The sequence below is a fragment of the Streptomyces sp. LUP30 genome, assembly GCF_001746365.1.
In the GTDB taxonomy this organism is placed as follows: domain Bacteria; phylum Actinomycetota; class Actinomycetes; order Streptomycetales; family Streptomycetaceae; genus Streptomyces.
On sequence record NZ_MJAJ01000067.1, the window covers coordinates 20190 to 44740 of the forward strand.

Here is a 24551-nt window from a genome sequence, read left to right on the forward strand (position 1 = left end):
CCCCGAACTTCCGTACAGACAACAGAGGTTCGGGGCACCGCCACATTCGGCCGGTCCGGTCGGCCGTTGCTCCGGCCTGCGCGAATGGCGACGGGCTCATGATTTCCAAGGGTTTCCCCAGAGAACCCCGCAGGGTGCCGAGAAAGGCTCCCGGACCGGGTCATGCTGTCCCCACCGCTCGAGGAGCACACCAGCAGTCGGACGCCCACAGGGCCCGCCGACCACGCGCGGGGACACGTTCCGTCACAGAACCGATCAGCATGGGGGCAGTCCATGACGAATGAAGCGCAGCTTCGGGACTACCTCAAGCGGGTCACCGTCGATCTCCACAACACCCGCCGCCGGCTACGCCAGCTGGAGGCTCGCGAGCAGGAGCCCGTCGCCATCGTCGGCATGAGCTGCCGCCTGCCCGGCGGCGTCCGCACACCCGACGACTTCTGGGACCTGCTGGTCGACGGGACCGACGCGGTGACCGACTGGCCCGCCGACCGGGGCTGGTCCACCGCGCCCGGGCCGGACAACGGCGCCGCCGGGCGTCGCCGTGGCGGCTTCCTCGACGACGCCGACCGGTTCGACCCCGCCTTCTTCGGCATCTCCCCGCGCGAGGCGCTCGCGATGGACCCTCAGCAGCGACTGCTGCTCGAAGTGGTCTGGGAAGCCTTCGAGCGCGCGGGCATCGATCCCGCCACCTTGCGGGGCAGCCGCTCGGGTGTGTTCGTCGGGTGCAGCGACCAGGGCTACACCTCCGGGCTGCGCGAGGTCCCCGACGACGTCCGGGGCCATCTGCTCACCGGCAACTCCATGTCGGTCCTCTCCGGCCGCGTCGCCTACACCCTGGGGCTCGAGGGCCCGGCCGTCACCGTCGACACCGCCTGCTCCTCCTCCCTCGTCGCCCTGCACCTGGCCGCCCAGTCGCTGCGCTCCGGCGAGTGCTCTCTCGCCGTCGTCGGCGGTGTCACCGTCATGTCCAGCCCCGGCGCCTTCATCGAGTTCGAGCAGCAGGGCGGCCTGGCCGGCGACGGCCGCTGCAAGGCCTTCTCCGACGACGCGGACGGGACGGGGTGGGCCGAGGGCGCCGGAACGATCGTCGTCGAACGGCTCTCGGACGCCCGCCGCAACGGCCATCAGGTGCTGGCGGTGCTGCGCGGCAGCGCGGTCAACCAGGACGGCGCCTCCAACGGGCTCACCGCCCCCAACGGCCTGGCCCAGCAGCGCGTCATCCTCGCCGCCCTCGCCAACGCCGGCGTGCCCGCGTCCGAGATCGACGCCGTCGAGGCGCACGGCACGGGCACCTCGCTCGGCGACCCCATCGAGGCCCAGGCGCTTCTCGCCACCTACGGCCAGGGCCGTACCGCCGACCGGCCGCTGTGGCTCGGCTCCGCGAAATCCAACATCGGCCACACCCAGGCCGCCGCCGGCGTCGTCGGCGTCATCAAGTCCGTCCTCGCGCTACGGCACGGCGTCCTGCCGCCCACCCTGCACGCCGACAGCCCCTCCCGGCACGTCGACTGGAGCGCCGGTCACGTCCGGTTGCTCACCGGGCCCGTCGACTGGCCGAGCGTCGAGCACCCGCACCGCGTCGGAGTCTCGGCGTTCGGCGTCTCCGGCACCAACGCGCACGTCGTCATCGAGCAGGCCCCCGAAGCCTCCGCGGACGAGACCACCCCCGAACAGGGACCCCGTACCGCCCTCCCGGTCCTGCCATGGCTCCTCTCCGCCCGCGACGAGACGGCGCTGCGCGGCCAGGCCGGCCGCCTCGCCGCCCACCTGACCGAGCGCCCCGACACCGACCTCTACGACCTGGCCGCCTCCCTGGCCACCACCCGCACCGCCTTCGAGACCCGCGCCGTGATCCAGGGCCACGACCGCGCCGAACTCCTCGCCGGCCTCTCCGCGTTGGCCACGGGCGAGCCCGACGCACGCGCCGCGATCGGGACGATGCGCGGTGGTCGGACGGCGTTCTTGTTCGCTGGTCAGGGTGCGCAGCGGGTGGGGATGGGTCGTGGGTTGTATGAGGTGTTTCCGGTGTTCGCGGAGGCGTTCGATGCGGTGTGTGCGCAGGTGGGGGGTGGGTTGCGGGATGTGATCTTCGGTGAGGACGCGGCTCTGCTGGAGCGTACGGAGTGGGCGCAGCCTGCGTTGTTCGCGGTCGAGGTGGCGTTGTTCCGTCTGGTGGAGTCTTTCGGGGTGCGTCCGGATTTCCTGATGGGTCATTCGGTCGGTGAGATCGCGGCTGCGCATGTGGCGGGTGTGTTCTCTTTGGAGGATGCGTGTGCGTTGGTGGTGGCGCGGGGTCGGTTGATGCAGGTGTTGCCGTCGGGTGGGGTGATGGTCGCGGTGGAGGCGGCCGAGGGCGAGGTGCTGCCGCTGTTGGAGGGTCGTGGGGCGGAGGTGTCGGTCGCTGCGGTGAACGGTCCGCGTGCGGTGGTGATCGCGGGCGTCGAGGCGGCCGTCACCGAGGTCGTTGAGGAGTTGAAGGCGCGAGGCCGTCGGACGTCGCGTCTGCGGGTCTCGCACGCCTTCCACTCACCCTTGATGGAGCCGATGCTGGAGGCTTTCCGTGAGGTCGCGGAGGGCGTCGCTTACGGTTCTGCGTCGGTTGCGTTGGTGTCGAACGTGTCGGGGCGGCTCGCTGTGGAGGGCGAGTTGGGGTCGGCGGAGTATTGGGTGCGGCATGTGCGTGAGGCGGTGCGGTTCGCCGACGGGATCGGTGTGCTGGCCGGCGAGGGTGTGACGCGGTTCCTGGAGATCGGCCCCGACGGCACCCTCACCGCACTCGCACAGACCAGCCCGGCGGACGACGTGCTGTACACGCCGGTTCTCCGCAAGGGCGGTCAGGAGTCCCGGCACTTCGTGGCGGCCCTAGCGCGACTGCACCTGAGCGGCGCGGCGGTGACGTGGTCCACACTCCTCCCGGCGGCGCGCACGGTCGAGCTGCCCACCTACGCCTTCCGCCGTGACCGGTTCTGGCTGGAGCGTTCCTACGCCGAGGACGGCTCGGCCGTCGCCGTCGACGGGCTGCACCACCGTGTCGTCTGGCGCACGGTCGCCGGCCTGCCCGAGGGCGCGCGGCTCTCCGGGCGCTGGCTGTTCCTGAGGCCCGTGTCCTCGGCCGGCGCGGATGGCTGGGACGGCGCCCTGACGGGCGCACTGCACGACGCCGGTGCGGAACTGGTCCCCGTCGAGCACCACCACAGCGACGGCCGGGCCGAGTTGGCGCGCCGCATCGCCGTGGCCGTCGGCGACGCCCCGGTCGCCGGCGTCGTCTCCACCCTCGCCCTGGAGCGCGGGGGGAACGGAGACGTGCCCGACGGCGTTCTCGCGACCACGGTGCTCGTCCAGGCCCTCGGAGACGCCGCCGTCTCGGCGCCGCTCTGGACCCTGACCCGGGAAGCCGTCACCGCCACGGCCGGCGATCCCGCCCCGGAACCCGACCAGGCCGGCGTCTGGGGTCTGGGGCGCGTCGTCGCCCTGGAACACCCCGACCGCTGGGGCGGTCTCGTGGACCTTCCCGCGACCCTGGACCGGCGTTCGGCCGCCCGGCTGGTCACCCTGCTCGCCGACGGCGCGACGGCCATGGGGCCACGCGAGGACCAGGTCGCGGTCCGATCCGGCGGACTCATGGGCCGCCGCCTGGTTCCGGTCTCTCCCACACCGGAATCGGCTTGGCAGCCGTCCGGCACGGTCCTGGTGACCGGAGGCACAGGCGCACTGGGCGCCAGAGTGGCCCGGTGGGCCGCCCGGGCGGGCGCCGCGCGCCTGATCCTGGTCAGCCGCAACGGGGACCGGGCGCCGGGCGCCGAGGACCTGCGGGACGAACTTCGGGACGCCGGTGCCGAAGTGACGTTCGCAGCACTTGATCTGACGAACCGTAAGGCTCTGCACGCGCTCCTCGAAGCCCACCCTGTCGATGCGGTCGTCCACACGGCAGGGGTGCTGGAGGACGGCGTCCTCGACGGCCTGACACCGGCCGCCTTCAGGAAGGTCTTCGCCGCCAAGGTCGCCGGCGCACGCAACCTGGACGAGCTGACCCGGAACCGCGAGCTGTCCGCCTTCATCCTCTTCTCGTCCTTCGCCGGCACCGTCGGCTCCGCCGGGCAGGCCAACTACGCCGCCGCCAACGCCCTGTTGGACGCCCTCGCGGAGCGGCGCAGGAGCGAGGGGCTGCCCGCCACCTCGATCGCCTGGGGGCCGTGGGCAGGCGGCGGCATGGCCGCCGACGCCGACGCGGAGGTCCGGCAACTGAGAGGCGGTGTGGGCCTCCTCGACCCTGACCGGGCCCTGGACGCCCTCGCCGCCGCCGCTGGGGACGCGACGGCCGCGGCCTTCGTGGCCGACGTCGACTGGAGCCGTTTCGGCGCCGCCTTCACCGCGGTCCGGCACAGCCCGTTCCTCGCGGAGGTGTACCGCGCCCCGGCCGGATCCCAGGTCACCGCCGAGACCGTCACGACCGGACTCCAGGCGCGTCTGCGCGGCCTCGCCCCTGAGGCACGCCTGCGGGAACTCGTCACAGAGGTCCGTGCCCGGGCCGCGGCGGCACTCGGATACGAGGGCGCCGAACAGGTCGGTGCGGAGCGGGCCTTCCGCGATCTGGGCGTGGACTCGTTGATCGCGGTGGAGCTGCGCAACGTCCTGGCCTCCGTGTCGGGGGTGGCTCTCCCGGCGACGGTGGTCTTCGACCATCCGACCCCGCAGGCGCTGGCCGCGTTCATCCACGCCGAGCTGTTCGGGGACGGGGACGGGGACGGGACCGCAGGGGCCGTCACGCCGTACGGGGCCGCTGCGATCGCGGTGGACGAGCCGATGGCGATCGTGGGCATGGCCTGCCGTTTCCCCGGTGGCGTCGAGACCCCGGAGCAGTTCTGGGAGCTGCTCGCGGACGGCCGCGAGGGCATCGGGGACTTCCCCACCGACCGCGGCTGGGCTGCGCTGGAACCCGTGTACGACCGGTACGCCAACGGCGACGGCAAGGCCGGCGAATACCCACGTCGCGGTGGGTTTCTGTCGGGTGTGGGTGGTTTCGATGCGGAGTTCTTCGGGGTGTCGCCGCGTGAGGCGTTGGCGATGGATCCGCAGCAGCGGATGTTGTTGGAGGCGTCGTGGGAGGCGGTGGAGCGGGCGGGGTTGGATCCTCGGTCGTTGCGGGGGAGTCGTACGGGTGTGTTCGTGGGGACGAACGGTCAGGACTATCCGGCGTTGTTGAGTGTGTCGGAGGGTGACTTCGGCGGGTATGTGGGGACGGGTAACGCGGCGAGTGTGGCGTCGGGTCGGGTGTCGTATGTGCTGGGTCTGGAGGGTCCGGCGGTGACGGTCGACACGGCGTGTTCGTCGTCGTTGGTGGCTCTGCACTTGGCGGGGCAGGCGTTGCGGTCGGGGGAGTGTGATCTGGCGCTGGCGGGTGGTGTGACGGTGATGTCGACGCCGGGCGCGTTCGTGGAGTTCGGTCGTCAGGGTGGTTTGGCGGGGGATGGTCGGTGCAGGGCGTTCGGTGAGGGTGCGGATGGTACGGGGTGGGGTGAGGGTGTGGGTGTGTTGTTGGTGGAGCGGTTGTCGGATGCGGTGCGGTTGGGGCATCGGGTGTTGGCGGTGGTGCGGGGTTCGGCGGTGAATCAGGATGGTGCGTCGAACGGGTTGACGGCTCCGAACGGTCCGTCGCAGCAGCGGGTGATTCGGGCGTGGTGGAGCGGTTGTCGGATGCGGTGCGGTTGGGGCATCGGGTGTTGGCGGTGGTGCGGGGTTCGGCGGTGAATCAGGATGGTGCGTCGAACGGGTTGACGGCTCCGAACGGTCCGTCGCAGCAGCGGGTGATTCGGGCGGCGTTGGGGTCGGCGGGTTTGTCTGCGGTGGATGTGGATGTGGTGGAGGCGCACGGTACGGGGACGCGGTTGGGTGATCCGATCGAGGCGCAGGCGTTGTTGGCGACGTACGGTCAGGGCCGCGACGGGGGGCGGCCGTTGTGGTTGGGGTCGGTGAAGTCGAATGTGGGTCATACGCAGGCGGCTGCGGGTGTGGCTGGTGTGATCAAGATGGTGCAGGCGTTGCGGCATGGGGTGTTGCCGGCGACGTTGCATGTGGGTGAACCGTCGTCGCATGTGGACTGGTCTGCTGGCGAGGTCCGACTGCTGACGGAACAGCAGCCGTGGCCCGAGGAGGATGGGCGGGTGCGGCGTGCGGGGGTGTCCTCGTTCGGTCTGTCGGGCACCAACGCGCACGTGATTCTCGAACAGGCTCCGGCCGAGTCTGCGGAGGAGATGGAGCACGAGGGTCAGGGCATGGGCGCGGGTGCGGGTGCGGGTGCGGGTCTGCCGGTGGTGCCGTGGGTGCTGTCCGGACGCGGCGCCGATGCCCTGCGCTCACAGGCCGCCCGGCTGCTGGACGCCGTACGGTCCACCCCCGACATCGACTGCGTGGAGGTCGGCGCCGCCCTCGTCGCGACGCGTACCGCGTTCGAGGACCGGGCCGTCGTATGGGGGCGGGACCGCACCGAACTCCTCTCCGCTCTCGCAGCGTTGGCAGCAGGCGAGGCCAGCTCTCACGCCGTCACCGGAACGGTGGGCGAAGGCCGGACGGCGTTCTTGTTCGCTGGTCAGGGTGCGCAGCGGGTGGGGATGGGTCGTGGGTTGTATGAGGCGTTCCCGGTGTTCGCGGAGGCGTTCGATGCGGTGTGCGCGCAGGTGGGGGGTGGGTTGCGGGATGTGATCTTCGGTGAGGACGCAGCTCTGCTGGAGCGTACGGAGTGGGCGCAGCCTGCGTTGTTCGCGGTCGAGGTGGCGTTGTTCCGTCTGGTGGAGTCGTTCGGGGTGCGTCCGGATTTCCTGATGGGTCATTCGGTCGGTGAGATCGCGGCTGCGCATGTGGCGGGTGTGTTCTCGCTCGAGGATGCGTGTGCGTTGGTGGTGGCGCGGGGTCGGTTGATGCAGGCGTTGCCGTCGGGTGGGGTGATGATCGCCCTCCAGGCGGCCGAGGACGAGGTGCTGCCGCTGTTGGAGGGCCGTGGGGCGGAGGTGTCGGTCGCTGCGGTGAACGGTCCGCGTGCGGTGGTGATCGCGGGCGTCGAGGCTGCCGTCACGGAGATCGCCGGTCAGGTCAAGGCGCTGGGCCGGCGGACGTCGCGTCTGCGGGTGTCGCACGCGTTCCACTCACCCTTGATGGAGCCGATGCTGGAGGCTTTCCGCAAGGTCGCGGAGGGCATCTCCTATGGCTCTGCGTCGGTTCCGTTGGTGTCGAACGTGTCGGGGCGGCTCGCTGCGGAGGGCGAGTTGGCGTCGGCGGAGTACTGGGTGCGGCATGTGCGTGAGGCGGTGCGGTTCGCCGACGGGATCGGTGTGCTGGCCGGCGAGGGTGTGACGAGGTTCCTGGAGATCGGCCCCGACGCCACCCTCACCGCACTCGCCCGGACCGCTCTCGGGGACGGTGTCGTCTGCGTTCCCGTGCAGCGCAAGGGCCGCCCCGAAGTCGACGGGCTGTTCGCGGCGATGGCCGCTCAGCACGCCAGCGGACTTCCCGTCCGCTGGGACGGGCTCTTCGCCGGCGTGCGTCCCGCGCCGCTGCCCACGTACGCCTTCCAGCGCACCCGGTACTGGCCCGAGGTGAAGAAGCGGGCCGTTGAGACGACGACCGTGGTGACGGCCGGGGAGGCCGCGTTCTGGGCCGCCGTCGACCAGGGTGACGCCGATGAACTCGCCGGTGTCCTCGGCCTCGACGGCGGGGAGCTGAACGGTGTCGTGCCGGCGCTGGCGGAGTGGCGGCGTGCTCAGCTCGAGCGGACCGCCGTGGATTCGCTGCGCTACCGCGTCCGTTGGGATCGTCTGGCGACGGGCGGCGAGCGGGCGGTCAGCGGTCGGTGGCTGCTGCTGCAGGCCGGTGACGACGAGATGCTGCCCGGCATCGAGGAGTTCGTGCCGGGAGTCGAGCGCGTGGTCTGCGCCGCCGGTGGGGAACGCACGGTTCTCCGCGATCTGTTCGGCGCGGCCGTGGCCGACGGCGTTCCCGTCGCCGGTGTGCTCTCGTGCCTGCCGGGTGTGGACAGCGCCCTCGCCCTGGTGCAGGGCCACGGCGACGCCGGGCTCAGTACGCCGCTGTGGATCGTCACGAGCGGGGCCGTGGCCGTGGGAGCCGGGACCGAGGCCGCGGTCGATCCCGGGGCGGCCTCCGTGTGGGGCCTGGGCCGGGTCGCAGCGCTCGAACACCCGGATTTCTGGGGTGGTTTGCTCGATCTGCCCGCACGGCCGGACCGGCGCGCACTCGCTCGGGCCGCCGCCGTTCTGGAGGCCGCCGACGAGGACCAGGTCGCGGTGCGCGGCGCCCAGGCCCACGCCCGCAGGCTCGTGCCCGCTCCCGTCCCCGCCGGCACGGGGGAGTGGACGTCCCCGGAGCGCGTCCTGATCACCGGCGGCACCGGCGCCCTCGGTGCGCGCGTCGCGCACTGGGCCGTCGCGCGCGGGGCGCGCGAGCTGGTGCTGACCAGCCGTCGTGGACCCCAGGCGCCGGGCGCGGACGAGCTGCGCGCGCAACTCGCCGAGCTCGGCGCGCGGGTGGCCGTGGTGGCCTGCGACATGGGCGACCGGGACGCGGTCGAGCGGCTCCTCGCGGAGCACCCCGTGGACGCGGTGCTGCACTGCGCGGGCGTCCTCGACGACGAGGTCATCGCCGCCTACTCGCCCGACCGGCTCGCGGCCGTGCTGCGGGCCAAGGCCGTGGCCGCCGACCACCTCGACGAGCTGACCCGTGACGGCTCCCTGTCGGCCTTCGTGACGTTCTCCTCGATCGCCGGCGTCTGGGGGAGCGGTGGGCAGGCCGCGTACGCCGCAGCCAACGCCCACCTGGACGCGCTGGTCGAACGCCGTCGCGCCCGCGGCCTGGCCGGAACCTCCGTGGCCTGGGGGCCGTGGGGCGACACCGGCATGGCCGCCGACGAGGAGACGGCGAGGCTGCTGATCCGCAGGGGACTGCGGCCGCTCGCTCCCGCTGCCGCGCTGACCGCCCTCGAGCGCGCACTGGCCGGCGGGGACACGACCGTGGTCGTGGCCGACGTGGACTGGGAGCGGTTCCTGGCCGCCTTCACCACCGGCCGCCCCAGCCCCCTGCTCGCCGTGCCTGCCGACACGTCCGCGGGACCGGCCGCGGCCGGGGCCGTCACGGCGGCGGGCAGCACGCTGCGCGAGCGTCTCGCGCCGCTCACCGCGGAAGAGCGCGAGGCCGGCCTGCTCGACCTGGTGTGCCGTCGTGCCGCCGCCGCGCTCGGCCACGCCGACCCCGGCGCGGTCACCGTGGGACGGGCCTTCCGCGACATGGGCTTCGACTCGCTGACCGCGGTCGAACTGCGCAACGACCTCACCGCCGAGACCGGCGTCCCGCTGCCGACCACGCTGGTCTTCGACCATCCCACCCCGCTCGCCGTCGCCGAGCACCTCCGCGACGTGCTGTTCGGGACCGTGGAGGTCCGGCACGAGACGACGGCACGGGCCGCCGACACCGACCCCGTGGTCATCGTCGGCATGGGCTGCCGTCTGCCCGGTGGCATCGACGGCCCCGACCAGCTGTGGGAGCTGCTGGCCGCAGGCGGCGACACCGTCGGCGGGTTCCCTGAGGACCGCGGCTGGGACCTGACGTCCCTGCTCGAGGTCAGCGACACACGTTCCGGCGGCTTCCTGAACCGGGCCTCCGCCTTCGACGCCGCGTTCTTCGGCATCAGCCCCCGCGAGGCTCAGGCGCTCGACCCGCAGCAGCGGCTGGTGCTGGAAACCTCCTGGGAGGCGCTGGAGTTCGCCGGCATCGACGCCACCGCTCTGAAGGGCTCGCGCACCGGCGTCTTCGTCGGCGCCGGCAGTTCCGGCTACGCCACCGGTCTGACGGAAATCCCCGAGGGCCTCGGCGGACATCTGCTGACCGGCCAGGCGGGCAGCGTCGTCTCAGGCCGCATCGCCTACTCCCTCGGACTCGAGGGCCCGGCCGTCACGGTCGACACCGCCTGCTCCTCCTCGCTGGTCGCACTGCATCTGGCCGCACAGTCGCTGCGGTCCGGCGAGAGCGATCTGGCCCTCGCCGGGGGCGTGACGGTCATGGCCGACCCCGGGGCCTTCGTCGAGTTCAGCCTTCAGGGCGGACTGGCCCCGGACGGCCGGTGCAAGGCGTTCTCCGAGGAGGCCGACGGCACCGGCTGGGCCGAGGGCGTCGGCATCCTCGTCGTGGAGCGGCTGTCCGACGCCCGGCGCAACGGCCACCGTGTGCTGGCCGTCGTGGAAGGGACCGCCGTCAACCAGGACGGCGCGTCCAACGGTCTGACCGCCCCCAACGGGCCGTCGCAGCAGCGGGTCATCCGGCAGGCGCTGGCCTCGGCGGGGCTGTCCCCGCAGGACGTGGACGCCGTGGAGGCGCACGGCACCGGAACCACCCTCGGCGACCCCATCGAGGCCCAGGCGCTCATCGCGGCCTACGGACAGGACCGCGACGAGGACCGGCCGCTGTGGCTCGGCTCCGTCAAGTCCAACCTGGGCCACACCCAGGCCGCGGCCGGAGCCGTCGGCGTCATCAAGATGGTCCTCGCCCTGCGCAACGGGATGCTGCCGACCACCCTGCACGCCGGCCGCCCCTCCTCCCGCGTCGACTGGAACACCGGTCGGGTCCGCCTCCTGGACGAGGCCGTGGCCTGGCACCCCGGTGACCGTACCCGCCGCGCCGGCGTCTCCGCGTTCGGCGTCTCCGGCACCAACGCACACGTCATCCTCGCCGAACCGGCCGCCGTCGGGCACGAGCCGGGCGCTCCCCGCGCCGACGGCACGGACCGCGAGGGGACCGCGCTGCCGTGGCTGCTGGCGGCGCGCAGCGCACCCGCCCTGCGCGACCAGGCGAGCCGGCTCCTCGCCCACCTGGAACAGCGCCCGCTTCTGGACGCCGCCGACGTCGCGCACTCGCTTGCCCTCACACGTGCGCCGCTCGAACACCGAGCCGTCGTCACCGGCTCCGACCGTGCCGCACTGCTGGCCGGACTCCGTGCGCTCGCCTCGGGAGAGACGAACCCCGCCGTGGTCACCGGGGACACCCTGAGCGGGGGCGGCACCGCGTTCCTGTTCGCCGGACAGGGCACCCAGCGCCCGGGGATGGGCCGCGGACTGCACGACGCGTTCCCCGTGTACGCCGACGCCTTCGACACCGTCTGCGGGCACTTCGACGGGCTCCTCGCACGGCCTCTGGCCGAGGTGGTGCACGAGGGCGACGCGGACACTCTGAACCGCACCGAGTACGCCCAGCCCGCCCTGTTCGCCGTGGAGGTCGCCCTCTTCCGCCTCCTGGAGTCGTTCGGGGCGCGGCCCACCCACCTGATCGGCCACTCCGTGGGCGAGATCGCCGCCGCCCACGTCGCCGGGGTGTTCAGCCTGCCCGACGCCTGCCGCCTGGTCGCCGCCCGGGGCCGGCTGATGCAGGCGCTGCCCGAGGGCGGCGCGATGATCGCCCTCCAGGCGTCCGAGGACGAGGTGCTGCCGCTGCTCGCCGGGTGTGAGGAGGCCATCGGGGTCGCGGCCGTCAACGGACCCCGGTCCGTGGTCGTCTCCGGCGACGAGGACGCCGTTCTCGCCGTCGCCGCCCACTTCGCGGAGCAGGGCCGCAAGACCACCCGGCTGCGGGTCGCTCACGCCTTCCACTCGCCGCGCATGCAGCCGATGCTCGACGACTTCCGGGCCGTGGCGGACACCGTCGCGTACACCGAGCCCCACGTCCCCGTCGTCTCCGACCTCACCGGCCGCGTCGCCGGACCCGGCCTGCTGACGGACGCCGCGTACTGGGTGCGGCACGTGCGGCACGCCGTACGGTTCGCCGACGCGGTCGCCGCCCTGGAGGAGCAAGGCGTCGTCCGCCTCGTCGAACTCGGCCCCGACACCACCCTGACCGCCCTGGCCCAGGGGGCCTGGCAGGGCAGCGCGCCGCTCGCCGTGCCCACGCTGCGCGACGACCGCGACGAAGCGGAGACGTTCCTGACCGCGGTCGGCGCCCTGCACACCCACGGCGCACCCGTCGACCGGCGCGCCGTGCTCGACGCCACCGCGCCCGGCGCCCGCCCGGTGGAACTGCCCACCTACGCCTTCCAGCACCGGCCGTACTGGATCGAGGCGGGGGCTGCCGGGGGAGACCCGGCCGCCGCCGGACTCATTCCCGCCGACCACCCCCTGCTCGGCGCGGTCGTCCCGTCCGCCGTCGACGACTCCCTGCTGTTCACCGGCCGCCTCGGCACCCGAGCCGCGAGCTGGCTCGCCGCACACCGCATCGGCGGCACAGCCGTCGTCCCGAGCACCGCCTTCCTCGAGCTCGCCCTCGCCGTCGGCGCCCACGCGGGCTGCCCGCAGGTTCGGGAACTGGTCCTGGAACGCCCGCTGTCACTGCCCGAGCACGACGCCGTCGCCCTGCAGATCCGCGTGGAGTCGCCCGACGCCCGTGGTGATCGTGCCTTCGCCGTCCACGCACGCCCGGCCGCCGACACCGGCGCCGCGTGGAGCCGGCACGCCGCCGGTGTCCTCACGGCGCAGACCGAACCGGCCCCGGACCTTGACCTGACGGCATGGCCGCCGCCCGGCGCCGAGGAACTGGACACCGACGGGCTGTACACGCGGCTGCGGGAGGCAGGTCTCGACTACGGGCCCGTCTTCCAGGGCCTGTCGGCGGCCTGGCGGGACCGGACCGCCGTGTACGCCGAGGTCGCGCTCCCCGAGTCCGCCACGGCCGACGCCGGCCGCCACGACCTGCACCCGGCCCTGCTCGACGCCGCCCTGCACCCGTTGGGCCTCGGGACGTTCGACGGCCTGGGCGAGGGACGCATGCTGTTCTCCGCGGGCGCGGTCCAACTGTTCGCCACCGGCGCGACGACGCTGCGCGTCCGCCTGGAGCGCACTGGAGCGGACACGCTGTCCCTCACCGCCGCCGACGCGGTCGGCGACCCCGTCCTCACCGTCGGGTCGCTGCTGCTGCGGCCGGTGCCCGGGGCGCCCACGACCTCCGCGGCCACCGCCCGCCCGGACACCGTGCCCCTCCCGGAACCGGGCCGCCGCCGGACCGCCGCCCGTACCCAGCCCCCCGGCAGCCTCCTCGAACGGCTGGCCGGCCGGCCCGCCGCGGAACGCGAGCGCGCACTCCTCGCCACCGTACGGGACCGGGTCGCCGCCGTGCTCGGCCACAGCGGTCCCGACGAGGTCGAGCCCGCCAGGCCCTTCACCGACCTCGGCCTCACCTCTCTCACCGCGGTCGAACTGCGCAACGGACTCAGCGCGGCCCTCGGCGTCACCCTGCCCGCCACCCTCGTCTTCGACCACCCGACGCCGGCCGTCCTCGCCCGGCACCTCGCCGACGACCTGTTCGGCGCCGTCGTCACCGGCGTGCCCGCCCGCGTCCGCCGTGCCGTCGACGACGATCCCATCGCGGTCGTCGGCATGGCCTGCCGCTACCCCGGCGGCATCGCCGGGCCCGAGGACCTGTGGGACCTGGTGCGCGCCGGAGTGGACGGCATCTCGCCCCTGCCCACCGACCGCAACTGGAGTCCCGAGCGGCTCTACCACCCCGACCCCGACCACCCGGGCACGGTCTACACCCGGGAAGGCGGGTTCCTCCACGACGCGAGCAGCTTCGACCCGGCGTTCTTCGCGATCAGTCCGCGCGAGGCCCTCGCCATGGACCCCCAGCAGCGTCTGCTCCTCGAAGTGTCCTGGGAGGCACTGGAGCGGGCCGGCGTCGACCCCGTCGCCGCCCGCGGCTCCGACACCGGTGTCTTCGCCGGCGTCACCTACCAGGACTACGTGACGATCCTCGCCGCCTCCGACGACAACTTCGAGGGCTACGTGGGCACCGGCAACTCGCCCAGCGTGCTGTCCGGCCGCATCTCCTACGCCCTCGGTCTGGAAGGCCCGGCCGTCTCCGTCGACACCGCCTGCTCCTCCTCCCTGGTCGCCCTGCACCTGGCCGCGCAGTCGCTGCGCCAGGGAGAGTGCGAACTCGCCCTGGCCGGCGGTGTCACCGTGATGTCGACGCCGGGCTCGCTCATCGAGTTCAGCCGCCAGCGCGCCCTCGCGGAGGACGGCCGCTGCAAGCCGTTCTCCGCGGACGCCGACGGCGCGAGCTGGGCCGAGGGCGTCGGCATGATCGTCCTGGAACGCCTCTCCGACGCGCGCCGCAACGGTCACCAGGTGCTCGCCGTCGTCAGCGGCTCCGCCCTCAACCAGGACGGCGCGTCCAACGGTCTGACCGCCCCCAACGGGCCGTCGCAGCAGCGGGTCATCCGGCAGGCGCTGGCCTCGGCGGGGCTGTCCCCGCAGGACGTGGACGCCGTGGAGGCGCACGGCACCGGAACCACCCTCGGCGACCCCATCGAGGCCCAGGCGCTCATCGCGGCCTACGGACAGGACCGCGACGAGGACCGGCCGCTGTGGCTCGGCTCGTTGAAGTCCAACATCGGGCACAGCCAGGCCGCCGCGGGCGTCGGCGGCGTCATCAAGATGGTCATGGCGCTGCGCGAAGGGATCCTGCCGCGGACCCTGTACGCGGACGACCCGACCCCGCACGTCGACTGGAGCGCGGGCCGGGTCCGGCTGCTGAGCGAGGAACAGCCCTGGCCCGTCACCGGCCGCGCCCGCCGCGCCGGGGTGTCCTCCTTCGGCATGAGCGGCACCAACGCGCACGTCATCGTCGAGCAGGCACCCGACGCGCCGGAGCTGCCCGCCGAACGCGCCGCGCTGCCCGCCGTCCCCGTGCTGCTCTCCGCCCGCACGCCCGCCGCGCTGCGCGCCCAGGCCGTCCGGCTGCGCGCCCACCTGCGCGCCCGGCCCGGCACGTCGCTCACCGACCTCGGCTACACCCTCGCCGTCGGACGCGCCTCCTTCGCCCACCGCGCCGCCGTCCTGGCCGACGACGCGGACGGGCTCGACGAGACGCTCGCCGCACTCGCCGCCGACGGACCGCTCACCGCGCCCGCAGTGGTCGGCGCGGCCGTCCCCGGAGGCGACGAACCCGTTCTGGTCTTTCCGGGACAGGGCGCCCAGTGGGTCGGCATGGCCCGCGAACTCCTCCACGAGTCAACGGTGTTCGCCGAATGGATCGACCGCCTCGAGCAGGCGCTCGCCCCGCACGTCGACTGGTCCCTGACGGCGGTACTGCGCGGCGACGAGGACAGCGCCGACCTCGGTCGCGTCGACGTCGTCCAGCCCGCCCTGTGGGCCGTCATGGTGGCGACCGCCGCCCTGTGGCGAGCCCACGGCGTCCGTCCGGCCGCCGTCGTCGGACACTCCCAGGGCGAGATCGCGGCCGCGTGCGTCGCCGGCGCCCTGAGTCTGGAGGACGGCGCCCGCGTCGTCGCCCTGCGCAGCCGGGCCATCACCGGCATCGCCGGCACAGGCGGCATGATGTCCGTGCCGCTGTCGGCCGACGACACCCGCGCCCGCATGGCGCCGTGGGCCGACCGGCTCGCCGTCGCGGCCGTCAACGGCCCCGCGTCCGTCGTCGTCTCCGGCGAGGCCGGCGCCCTGGACGAACTGCACGCCGCCCTCACCGGCGACGGCATCCGGGCCCGCAAGGTCAACGTGGACTACGGGTCGCACTCCGCACAGGTCGAGGCGATCCGGGACACCGTCCTCGCCGACCTGGACGGCATCACGCCGCGGGAGGCGGACATCCCCTTCCGCTCCTCCCTCACCGGCGACTGGTTCGACACCACCGGGCTGACCGCCGACTACTGGTACGCCAACCTGCGCGAGACCGTCCGCTTCGAGGAGGCCGTACGCGGCCTGATCGCCGCCGGACACCGCACCTTCGTCGAGGTCGGACCGCATCCCGTGCTCGCGGTCGGACTGCGTGACACCCTCGACGCGGCCGGAGCGGACGGCGCCGTCCTCGGTTCCCTGCGACGCGACCGCGGCGACCTCAGGCAGTTCCTCGGCGCGCTCGCCGAGGCCCACGTGCACGGCGTCGGCATCGACTTCGAAGCCCTCTTCGCCGGCACCGGCGCCACCCGCACCGACCTGCCCACCTACCCGTTCGAGCACCGGCGTTACTGGCCGACCCTGCGGGAGGCGGTCGCCGCCGACCTCGCCGCCGACGGCGGGCTCACGGCCGACTCCGTCGAGGCCCGCTTCTGGCAGACCGTGGAGCAGGAGGACCTGGAGAGCCTGACCGACGCTCTCGACCTGCCCGCCGACGCCCCGCTCAGCACCGTGCTGCCCGCGCTGGGCAACTGGCGGCGCGCCCGCCGGGCACTGGCCGCCACCGACGCCCTGCGCTACCGCGTCGCCTTCACGCCGCTCGACCCGGGCCCGGCCACCCTCACCGGAACCTGGCTGCTGCTCGCCCCCGCCGACGCCGCCGGCCACACCGCGGTCGCCGACGCGGTCGCCGACGCGCTGGCCGCGGGCGGCGCCCGCACGGTCCGGCGTATCGTCCTGCCGGACGGAGGCGCCGACCGGGCCACGCTCGCGGGCCTCCTCACCGCCGACGAGGACACGGGACGCGTCGACGGCCTGCTCTCCCTGCTCGCACTCGACACCCGCGACCACCCCGCCCACCCGGCCGTCCCGGTCGGCCTCGCCTCGACGCTCGCCCTGGTGCAGGCACTGGGCGACCTCGGCGTCGACGCACCCCTGTGGTGCGCGACCCGCGGCGCCGTCGCGGTGGGCGCGGCCGATTCCGCGCCGGACGCCGCCCAGGCCCTCGTCTGGGGCTTCGGCCGGGTCGCCGCCATGGAGCACGCCGAGCGCTGGGGCGGCCTGATCGATCTGCCCGCCGACCTCGACGCCCGCTCCGCCACCCGCCTGACCGCCGTCCTCGCCGCCCCCGGCCAGGAGGACCAGATCGCGCTGCGCGCCACGGGCGCCCACGGCCGGCGGCTGGTCCACGCCCCGGCCGCGGACGTCCTCGCCGAACCCTGGCAGCCCCGCGGAACCGTCCTGGTCACCGGGGGCACGGGAGCCCTGGGCGGCCACGTCGCCCGGTGGCTCGCCGACCGCGGCGCGACCCGTCTCGTACTGGCCGGCCGCCGCGGCGCCGACGCGCCGGGCGCCGCCGACCTGCGGGACGAACTCACCGCCCGTGGAGTCGACGTCACCCTCGCGGCCTGCGACGTGTCCGACCGGACCGCCCTCGCCGGCCTGCTCGCCGCGATCCCCGCGGACCTGCCGCTGGACGCGGTGTTCCACGTCGCCGGCGCCCTCGACGACGGTGTGATCGAATCGCTCGACGCCGACCGCATGGAGCCGGTCCTGCGCGGCAAGGCCGTCGCCGCACGGGCCCTGCACGAACTCACCAGCGATCTCGACCTCTCCGCCTTCGTCATGTTCTCCTCCACCGCGGGCGTCCTGGGCGGCGCGGGACTCGGCAACTACGCTCCCGGCAACGCGTATCTCGACGCCCTCGCCGCCGAACGCCGAGCCGCCGGGCTTCCCGCCACGGCCGTCTCCTGGGGCCTGTGGGCCGAGGGCGGCATGGTGGGAGACGCCGCCGGCGACCGCATGCGCCGTTACGGAGTGCACCCCATGGACACCGCCGAGGCCTGCGAGGCCCTCGGCCGTGCCCTCGACCTCGGCGACACCCACGTCGTCGTCACCGACCTGCGCTGGGACACCTACGCGCTGTCCTTCACCGCCCCGCGGCCGACCCGCCTCCTCGACGAACTGCCCGCCGCACGCCGGGCGTTGCAGGCCGCCCCGCAGGACGCGACGGCTGATGCCGAGGTGTCGTCGCTCCACGCCCACCTGACGGCCCTGCCCGACTACGAACGGCCCGGCGCCGCCCTGGAGATCGTGCGCGGACACGTCGCGAGCGTCCTCGGATACCCCTCGGCCGACGCCGTCGAACCCGAACGTCCCTTCACCGACCTCGGCATCGACTCGCTCAGCGCCATAGAACTGCGCAACGGCATGAACCGCGTCACCGGCCTGCGCCTGCCGAGCACCCTCGTCTTCGACCATCCCGACTGCCGGGCGCTGGCCGACTTCCTGCTCACCCAGGTCGCCGGCGACACCGCACCCGCCGCGCCGGACGAAGCCCGGCGCCGCACCGTGGCCGACGACGACCCGATCGCCGTCGTCGCCATGGGCTGCCGGTTCCCCGGCGGCATCAGCACCCCCGACCAGCTGTGGCGGATGCTCCTGGACGGTGAGGAGGGCCTCGTTCCCTTCCCCGAGGACCGCGGCTGGGACCTCGACGCCCTCTACGACCCCGAGCCCGGGAAGGCCGGCGCCGTCTACACCCGGACCGGCGGATTCCTCAGCGACGCGGGCGGATTCGACCCGGCGTTCTTCAACATCTCGCCGCGCGAGGCCGTGGCGATGGACCCGCAACAGCGGCTCCTGCTGGAAATGGCGTGGGAGACGTTCGAGCGGGCGGGGATCGATCCGCGGTCGCTGCGCGGCAGCCGGACCGGTGTGTTCGCCGGCACCAACGGCCAGGACTACACCGGAATGCTCGCCGCCTCCGGCGAGGACTTCGAGGGCTACATGCTCACCGGCAACGCTGCCAGCGTCGTCTCCGGCCGGCTGTCCTACACCTTCGGGCTGGAAGGCCCGGCGGTCACCGTCGACACCGCCTGCTCCGCCTCCCTCGTCGCCCTGCACCTCGCCGCGCAGTCCCTGCGCAACGGCGAATGCGACCTCGCCCTCGCCGGCGGCGTCACGGTCATGGCCTCGCCCGGTCTGTTCGTGGACTTCAGTCGTCAGCAGGGGTTGGCGGTGGACGGTCGGTGCAAGGCGTTCGCGGAGGCGGCGGACGGGACGGGGTTTTCTGAGGGTGGTGGTCTGTTGTTGGTGGAGCGGTTGTCGGATGCGCGTCGGCTGGGGCATCCGGTGTTGGCGGTGGTGCGGGGTTCGGCGGTGAACCAGGACGGTGCGTCGAACGGGTTGAGTGCGCCGAATGGTCCGTCGCAGCAGCGGGTGATCCGGGCTGCGTTGGCGGATGCGGGTGTGTCGGCGGTGGATGTGGATGTGGTGGAGGCGCATGGTACGGGGACGCGGTTGGGTGATCCGATCGAGGCGCAGGCGTTGTTGGCGACCTATGGTCAGGGGCGTTCGGTGGATCGGCCGTTGTGGTTGGGGTCGGTGAAGTCGAATGTGGGTCATACGCAGGCGGGTGCCGGTGTGGCGGGTGTGATGAAGATGGTGTTGGCGATGCGGTCGGGTGTGGTGCCGGCGACGTTGCATGTGGATGAGCCGTCGTCGCATGTGGACTGGGCGGCGGGTGCGGTGGAGTTGGTGACGCGGGCGCGGGTCTGGGAGGTGCAGGCCGGGCGTCCGCGGCGTGCGGGTGTGTCGTCGTTCGGTATCAGCGGCACCAATGCGCACGTCATCCTGGAAGGCGTCGCCGACGAGCCGCACGACGAAGGCGCAGCCGACGGACCGCGCGACACGTCCGACGCCGACGGCACGCACACCCCGCCCACCCCCTGGGTCCTCACCGCACGCAGCCGTGACGCCCTGCGCGCCCAGGCCGCCCGACTCCTCGAGCACCTGCAGGAGTCGCCCGACACGACCGTCGCCGACATCGGCCTGTCACTGGCCGCGACCCGCACCGCCTTCGAACACCGCGCCGTCGTCCTCGGCGCCGACCGGGCGGCGCTGACCGACGGACTGCGGCTGATCGCCTCCGGCGAGAGCGGACCGCACGCGGTCACCGGCGTCCGCCGCGGTGAGGGCAAGACCGCCTTCCTCTTCTCCGGGCAGGGCGCCCAGCGCCCGGGCATGGGACGCGGACTCTACGAAGCGTTCCCGGTCTACGCGGCCGCCTTCGACGCCGTCTGCGCCCATCTCGGCGAAGAACTGCGCGACCTCGTCCTCGGCGGCGAAGCCGAGCAGCTGAACCGCACCGAGTGGGCCCAGCCCGCCCTGTTCGCCGTCGAAGTGGCCCTGTACCGCCTGCTGGAGTCGTGGGGCGTCCGCCCCGACCACGTCGCCGGCCACTCCGTCGGCGAGATCGCCGCGGCCCATGTCGCCGGAGTCTTCTCCCTCCAGGACGCCTGCGCCCTGGTCGCCGCCCGCGGCCGGCTCATGCAGGAACTCCCCTCAGGGGGCGCGATGTTCGCGCTCGAAGCCACCGAGGAAGAGGTACTGCCTCTGCTGAAGGGGCACGGCGACGCGGGCATCGCCGCGGTGAACGGCCCGCGCTCGGTGGTCGTCTCCGGCGCCGAGGACTCGGTCACCGGCATCGCCGCGCGCCTCGCCGCCGACGGGCGACGCACCACCCGGCTGCGGGTCAGCCACGCCTTCCACTCCCCGCTCATGGAGCCGATGCTCGACGCGTTCCGCGAGGTCGCCGCGAGCATCGCCTACGAGGCGCCCCGGATGGCGGTGGTCTCCAACGTCACCGGCGGCGCCGCCGGCGGCGAACTCCAGGACCCCGAGTACTGGGTGCGCCACGTGCGGGAGGCCGTCCGCTTCGCCGACGGCGTCCGCCGGCTCGCCGAGCACGGTGTCGACCGGTTCCTGGAGGTCGGTCCCGACGGCACTCTCACCGCGATGGCGCAGAGCTGCCTGCCGGACGCCGAAGGCGCCCTCCTCGTGCCGTCGTTGCGCAAGGACCGTGCCGAGCGCGAGACGCTGCTCGACGCCGTCGCCCAGGCCTTCGCGCACGGCCTGCCGGTGGACTGGCCGCGACTGTTCGACGGCACCGCCGCCCGCACCGTACAGCTGCCCACGTACCCCTTCCAGCGCCGCCGTTTCTGGCCGAGGCCGCCCCGGCTCCTCGGCGACGTCACCTCCGCGGGGCTGGGCGCGAGCAGCCATCCCCTGCTGGGTGCGGCCGTGGAACTGGCCGACGGCGACACCCATGTCCTCACCGGCAGGCTCGCACTCGGCAGCAGCCCGTGGCTCAAGGACCACGCGCTCACCAGCACCGCCCTTTTCCCGGCGACCGGGTTCCTCGACCTGGCCCTGCACGCCGGCGCCCGGACCGGTTGCGAACAGGTCGCGGAGCTGACGATCCTGGCCCCGCTCACCCTGCCCGCCCAGGGCGGTGTCCAGGTCCAGGTACGGGTCGAGGCCCCTGACGCCACCGGCGCCCGTCCCCTGACCGTGCACGGCCGGCCCGACGCCGCCGAGGCCGGCACACCGTGGACCCTGCATGCCGGCGGTCTGCTCACCGCGGCCGCCGAACCGGCGGCCGCACCGTACGACTTCACCGTCTGGCCGCCCGAGCACGGCACGGAGGTCCCGCTCGACGGCTTCTACGAGGCCTTCGCCGACCGCGGCCACCTCTACGGCCCGCTGTTCCAGGGGCTGACCCGGGTCTGGACGCGCGGCGAGGAGGTGTTCGCCGAGGTCGAGCTGCCCGCGGACGCCGCCCCGGCGGCCGACGCCTTCGACCTGCACCCGGCCCTGCTCGACGCCGCGCTGCACGCCGTGATGTTCGTGCCCATGAAGGACGCCGGACGGCTGCCGTTCTCGTGGAGCGACGTGCGCCTGGACGCCGTCGGCGCCTCGGCGCTGCGGCTGCGGATGGTCCAGGAAGGCCCGGAGGCCGTCGGCCTCGCCCTCGCCGACCCGACGGGCCGCCCGGTCGGGTCCGTCGGCTCGCTCACCCTGCGTGAGCTGACCGGCGATCTGGCGGGCTCCACCGTCGGCGCCCCGGACCGCCGTGGCCTGTACGAACTGGACTGGCAGCCGGTGGCCGCGGCGAACGCCGTCGCACCGGCCGCATGGACGATCGTCGGCGCGGACGAGGCGGAGGCACTGGCCGGCGCCCTGCGCGCCGCCGGTCGCACCGTGCGCCGCGTCCCCGGCCTCGACGCCCTGGCGGAGGCCGGGGACGCGCCCGACACCGTCCTGTACGCCGTGCCCGTCACGGCGGGCGTCCAGGGCGACGCCGCCGACCTCGCCGACGCGACCCGCGCGACCCTCGCCGAGGCGCTCGCCGTCGTCCGGCAGTGGGCGGACGACCCGGTGTTCGCGCACGCCCGGCTCGCGGTCGTCACCCGTGACGCCGTCCCCGCGGGCCCCCGCCCGGCCGATCCGGCGCAGGCGGCGGTCTGGGGCCTCGTGCGGGCCGCCCGCACCGAGAACCCGGGCCGCTTCGTCCTCGCCGACACCGACGGCGGCGACGCCTCGGCGGGCGCACTGCCCGCCGTGCTCGGCGACGACGCGTTCGAACTCGTCGTCCGGGACGGTGCGGTGGCCGCACCGCACATCGTCCCGCTGGCCGCAGACCGCGCCCTCCTCCCGCCCGCCGGGACCGCCGCCTGGCGGCTCGGCGTGGAACACAAGGGAAGTCTGGACGGCCTGCGTCTCGAGGCCTGCCCGGAGGTCGACACGGCGCTCGCCCCCAACGAGGTGCGCATCTCGATGCGCGCCGCCGGCGTCAACTTCCGCGACGTCCTCACCGCGCTCGGCATGTACCCCGGCGACGCCACCGCGATCGGCCTGGAGGGCGCCGGCGTGGTCACCGGGGTCGGCGCCGAGGTGACCGTCCTCGCCCCCGGGGACCGGGTGATGGGCATGTTCGCCGGCGCCTTCGGGCCCGTCGCGGTCGCCGACGCCCGGATGGTCACGCGGATCCCGAAGGGCTGGAGCTTCGCCGAGGCCGCGACCGTCCCCATCGCCTACCTCACCGCCTACTACGCGCTGGTCGACCTCGGCGGACTCGAGCCCGGCGAGAGCGTTCTCGTGCATGCTGCGGCCGGCGGCGTCGGCTCGGCCGCCGTCCAGCTCGCCCGGCACCTCGGGGCCGAGGTCTACGGCACCGCGTCACCCGCCAAGTGGGGCGCGCTGCGCGCCGCAGGCCTCGACGACGCCCATACCGCCTCCTCCCGCGACCTCGGCTTCGAGGAGCGGCTGCGCACCGCCACCGACGGCCGTGGTTTCGACGTCGTCCTCGACTCGCTGGCCCGGGAGTTCGTCGACGCCTCCCTGCGGCTGCTGCCGCGCGGCGGCCGCTTCCTGGAGATGGGCAAGACCGACGTACGCGACACCGGGCGGATCGCCGCCGACCATCCCGGCGTCGTCTACCGGGCGTTCGACCTGATCGAGGCCGGTCCCGACCGGATCGGCGAGATGCTGGCCGACCTGGCCGACCTGTTCGGGCGCGGCGTGCTCAGGCCGCTGCCGATGGCCGTATGGGACGTACGCAGGGCGCCTGACGCATTCCGGTTCGTCAGCCAGGCACGGCACATCGGCAAGGTCGTGCTGACCCTGCCGACCGAGCCCGACCCGGCCGGCACGGTCCTGCTCACCGGGGGGCTCGGCGGACTCGGCCGCATCGTCGCCCGTCATCTTGTCGCCCAGCACGGTGTACGGCACCTGCTGATCGCCGGCCGGCGCGGCCCGGACGCGCCCGGCGCCGCCGAACTGTGCGACGAACTCTGCGAGTTGGGAGCCGAGGTCACGGTGGCCGCCTGCGACGTGGCCGACCGCACCGCGCTCGCCGCGCTCCTCGCGGGCGTCCCCGCCGACCGGGCGCTGACGGCCGTGATCCACACCGCGGGTGTCCTCGCGGACGGCGTGCTGTCCTCGATGACACCGGACCGACTCGACGAAGCGCTGCGTCCCAAGGCCGACGCCGTGGTCGCACTGCACGAACTGACCCGCGACCTCGACCTCGCCCGGTTCGTGGTCTTCTCCTCCGTCGCCGGCACCTTCGGCGGAGCCGGACAGGCCAACTACTCGGCCGCCAACGCCTTCCTGGACGCCTTCGCGCACCACCGGCGCGCCCAGGGCCTGCCCGCCACGTCGCTCGCCTGGGGCACCTGGCTGCCCGAGGCGGGCATGACCGGAGAACTCGGCGACGCCGACCGCGAACGGCACGCCCGGACCGGCATGGCGCCGCTCGACGCCTCTACCGGCATGCGGCTCCTGGACGCCGCCGTCGGCACCGACCGGGCCGCACTGCTGCCGATGGATCTGGACCCGGCCGCGCTGCGCGAGCACCACGACGTCCTGCCGGTGCTCCTGCGCGGCCTCGTCCGAACCCCCGCCCGGCGCCGCGCCACGGCCGCCGGGACGACACCCGTCACCGGGGCTCCGCAGTCGCTGGCCGAACGGCTGGCTCCGCTGCCCCGCGCGGACCGCGACCAGCTCCTCCTCGACGTGGTCGCCGAGCAGGCCGCCGCCGTCCTCGGACACGGCTCGGCGGACGACATCGATCCCGAACAGACCTTCCAGGAGCTGGGCTTCGACTCGCTGACGGCGGTCGAGCTGCGCAACCGGCTCGGCGCCGTCACCGGCCTGCGGCTGCCCGCCACCCTCGTCTTCGACTACCCGACAGCCCTGGCCCAGGTCCGGTACCTGCTGAACGAACTGTCCCTGCCCGAGCCGCCCGGCACCGCGCAGGCCCTCCTCGCGGAGATGGACCGCCTTGAGGGCTCCCTGGCGGACGCCGACATGGCCGGTGAGGACCACGAGAAGGTCACCGCCCGGCTGCGCGAGCTGCTCTCCCGCTGGCAGGGCGAGCCCCTCATGCCGGTCGCCGTCCCCGCCGCCCGGGACGACGAGCTCGCCGACGTCGAGACGGCGGGCGACCTCTTCGACCTGATCGACCGCGAGCTGGGGGACGCATGAGCACCCCGCAGGTCCCCCGCACGCACCCGACGCCCCGGCCCCGCC

At 74.0% G+C, this 24551-nt stretch carries 1 protein-coding gene and 1 pseudogene; both read left to right on the forward strand.

The window, feature by feature from the left end; translation table 11 throughout:
- Positions 1-282: 282 nt before the first annotated feature.
- Positions 283-5748, forward strand: a pseudogene (locus BG482_RS45845) (SDR family NAD(P)-dependent oxidoreductase); the annotation flags it as partial.
- On the forward strand, positions 5730-24506 hold the full coding sequence (locus tag BG482_RS45595; protein WP_370745944.1) for a type I polyketide synthase: 18777 nt from the start codon (positions 5730-5732) through the stop codon (positions 24504-24506). The pseudogene BG482_RS45845 and the gene BG482_RS45595, both read left to right, overlap by 19 nt.
- Positions 24507-24551: the final 45 nt, after the last annotated feature.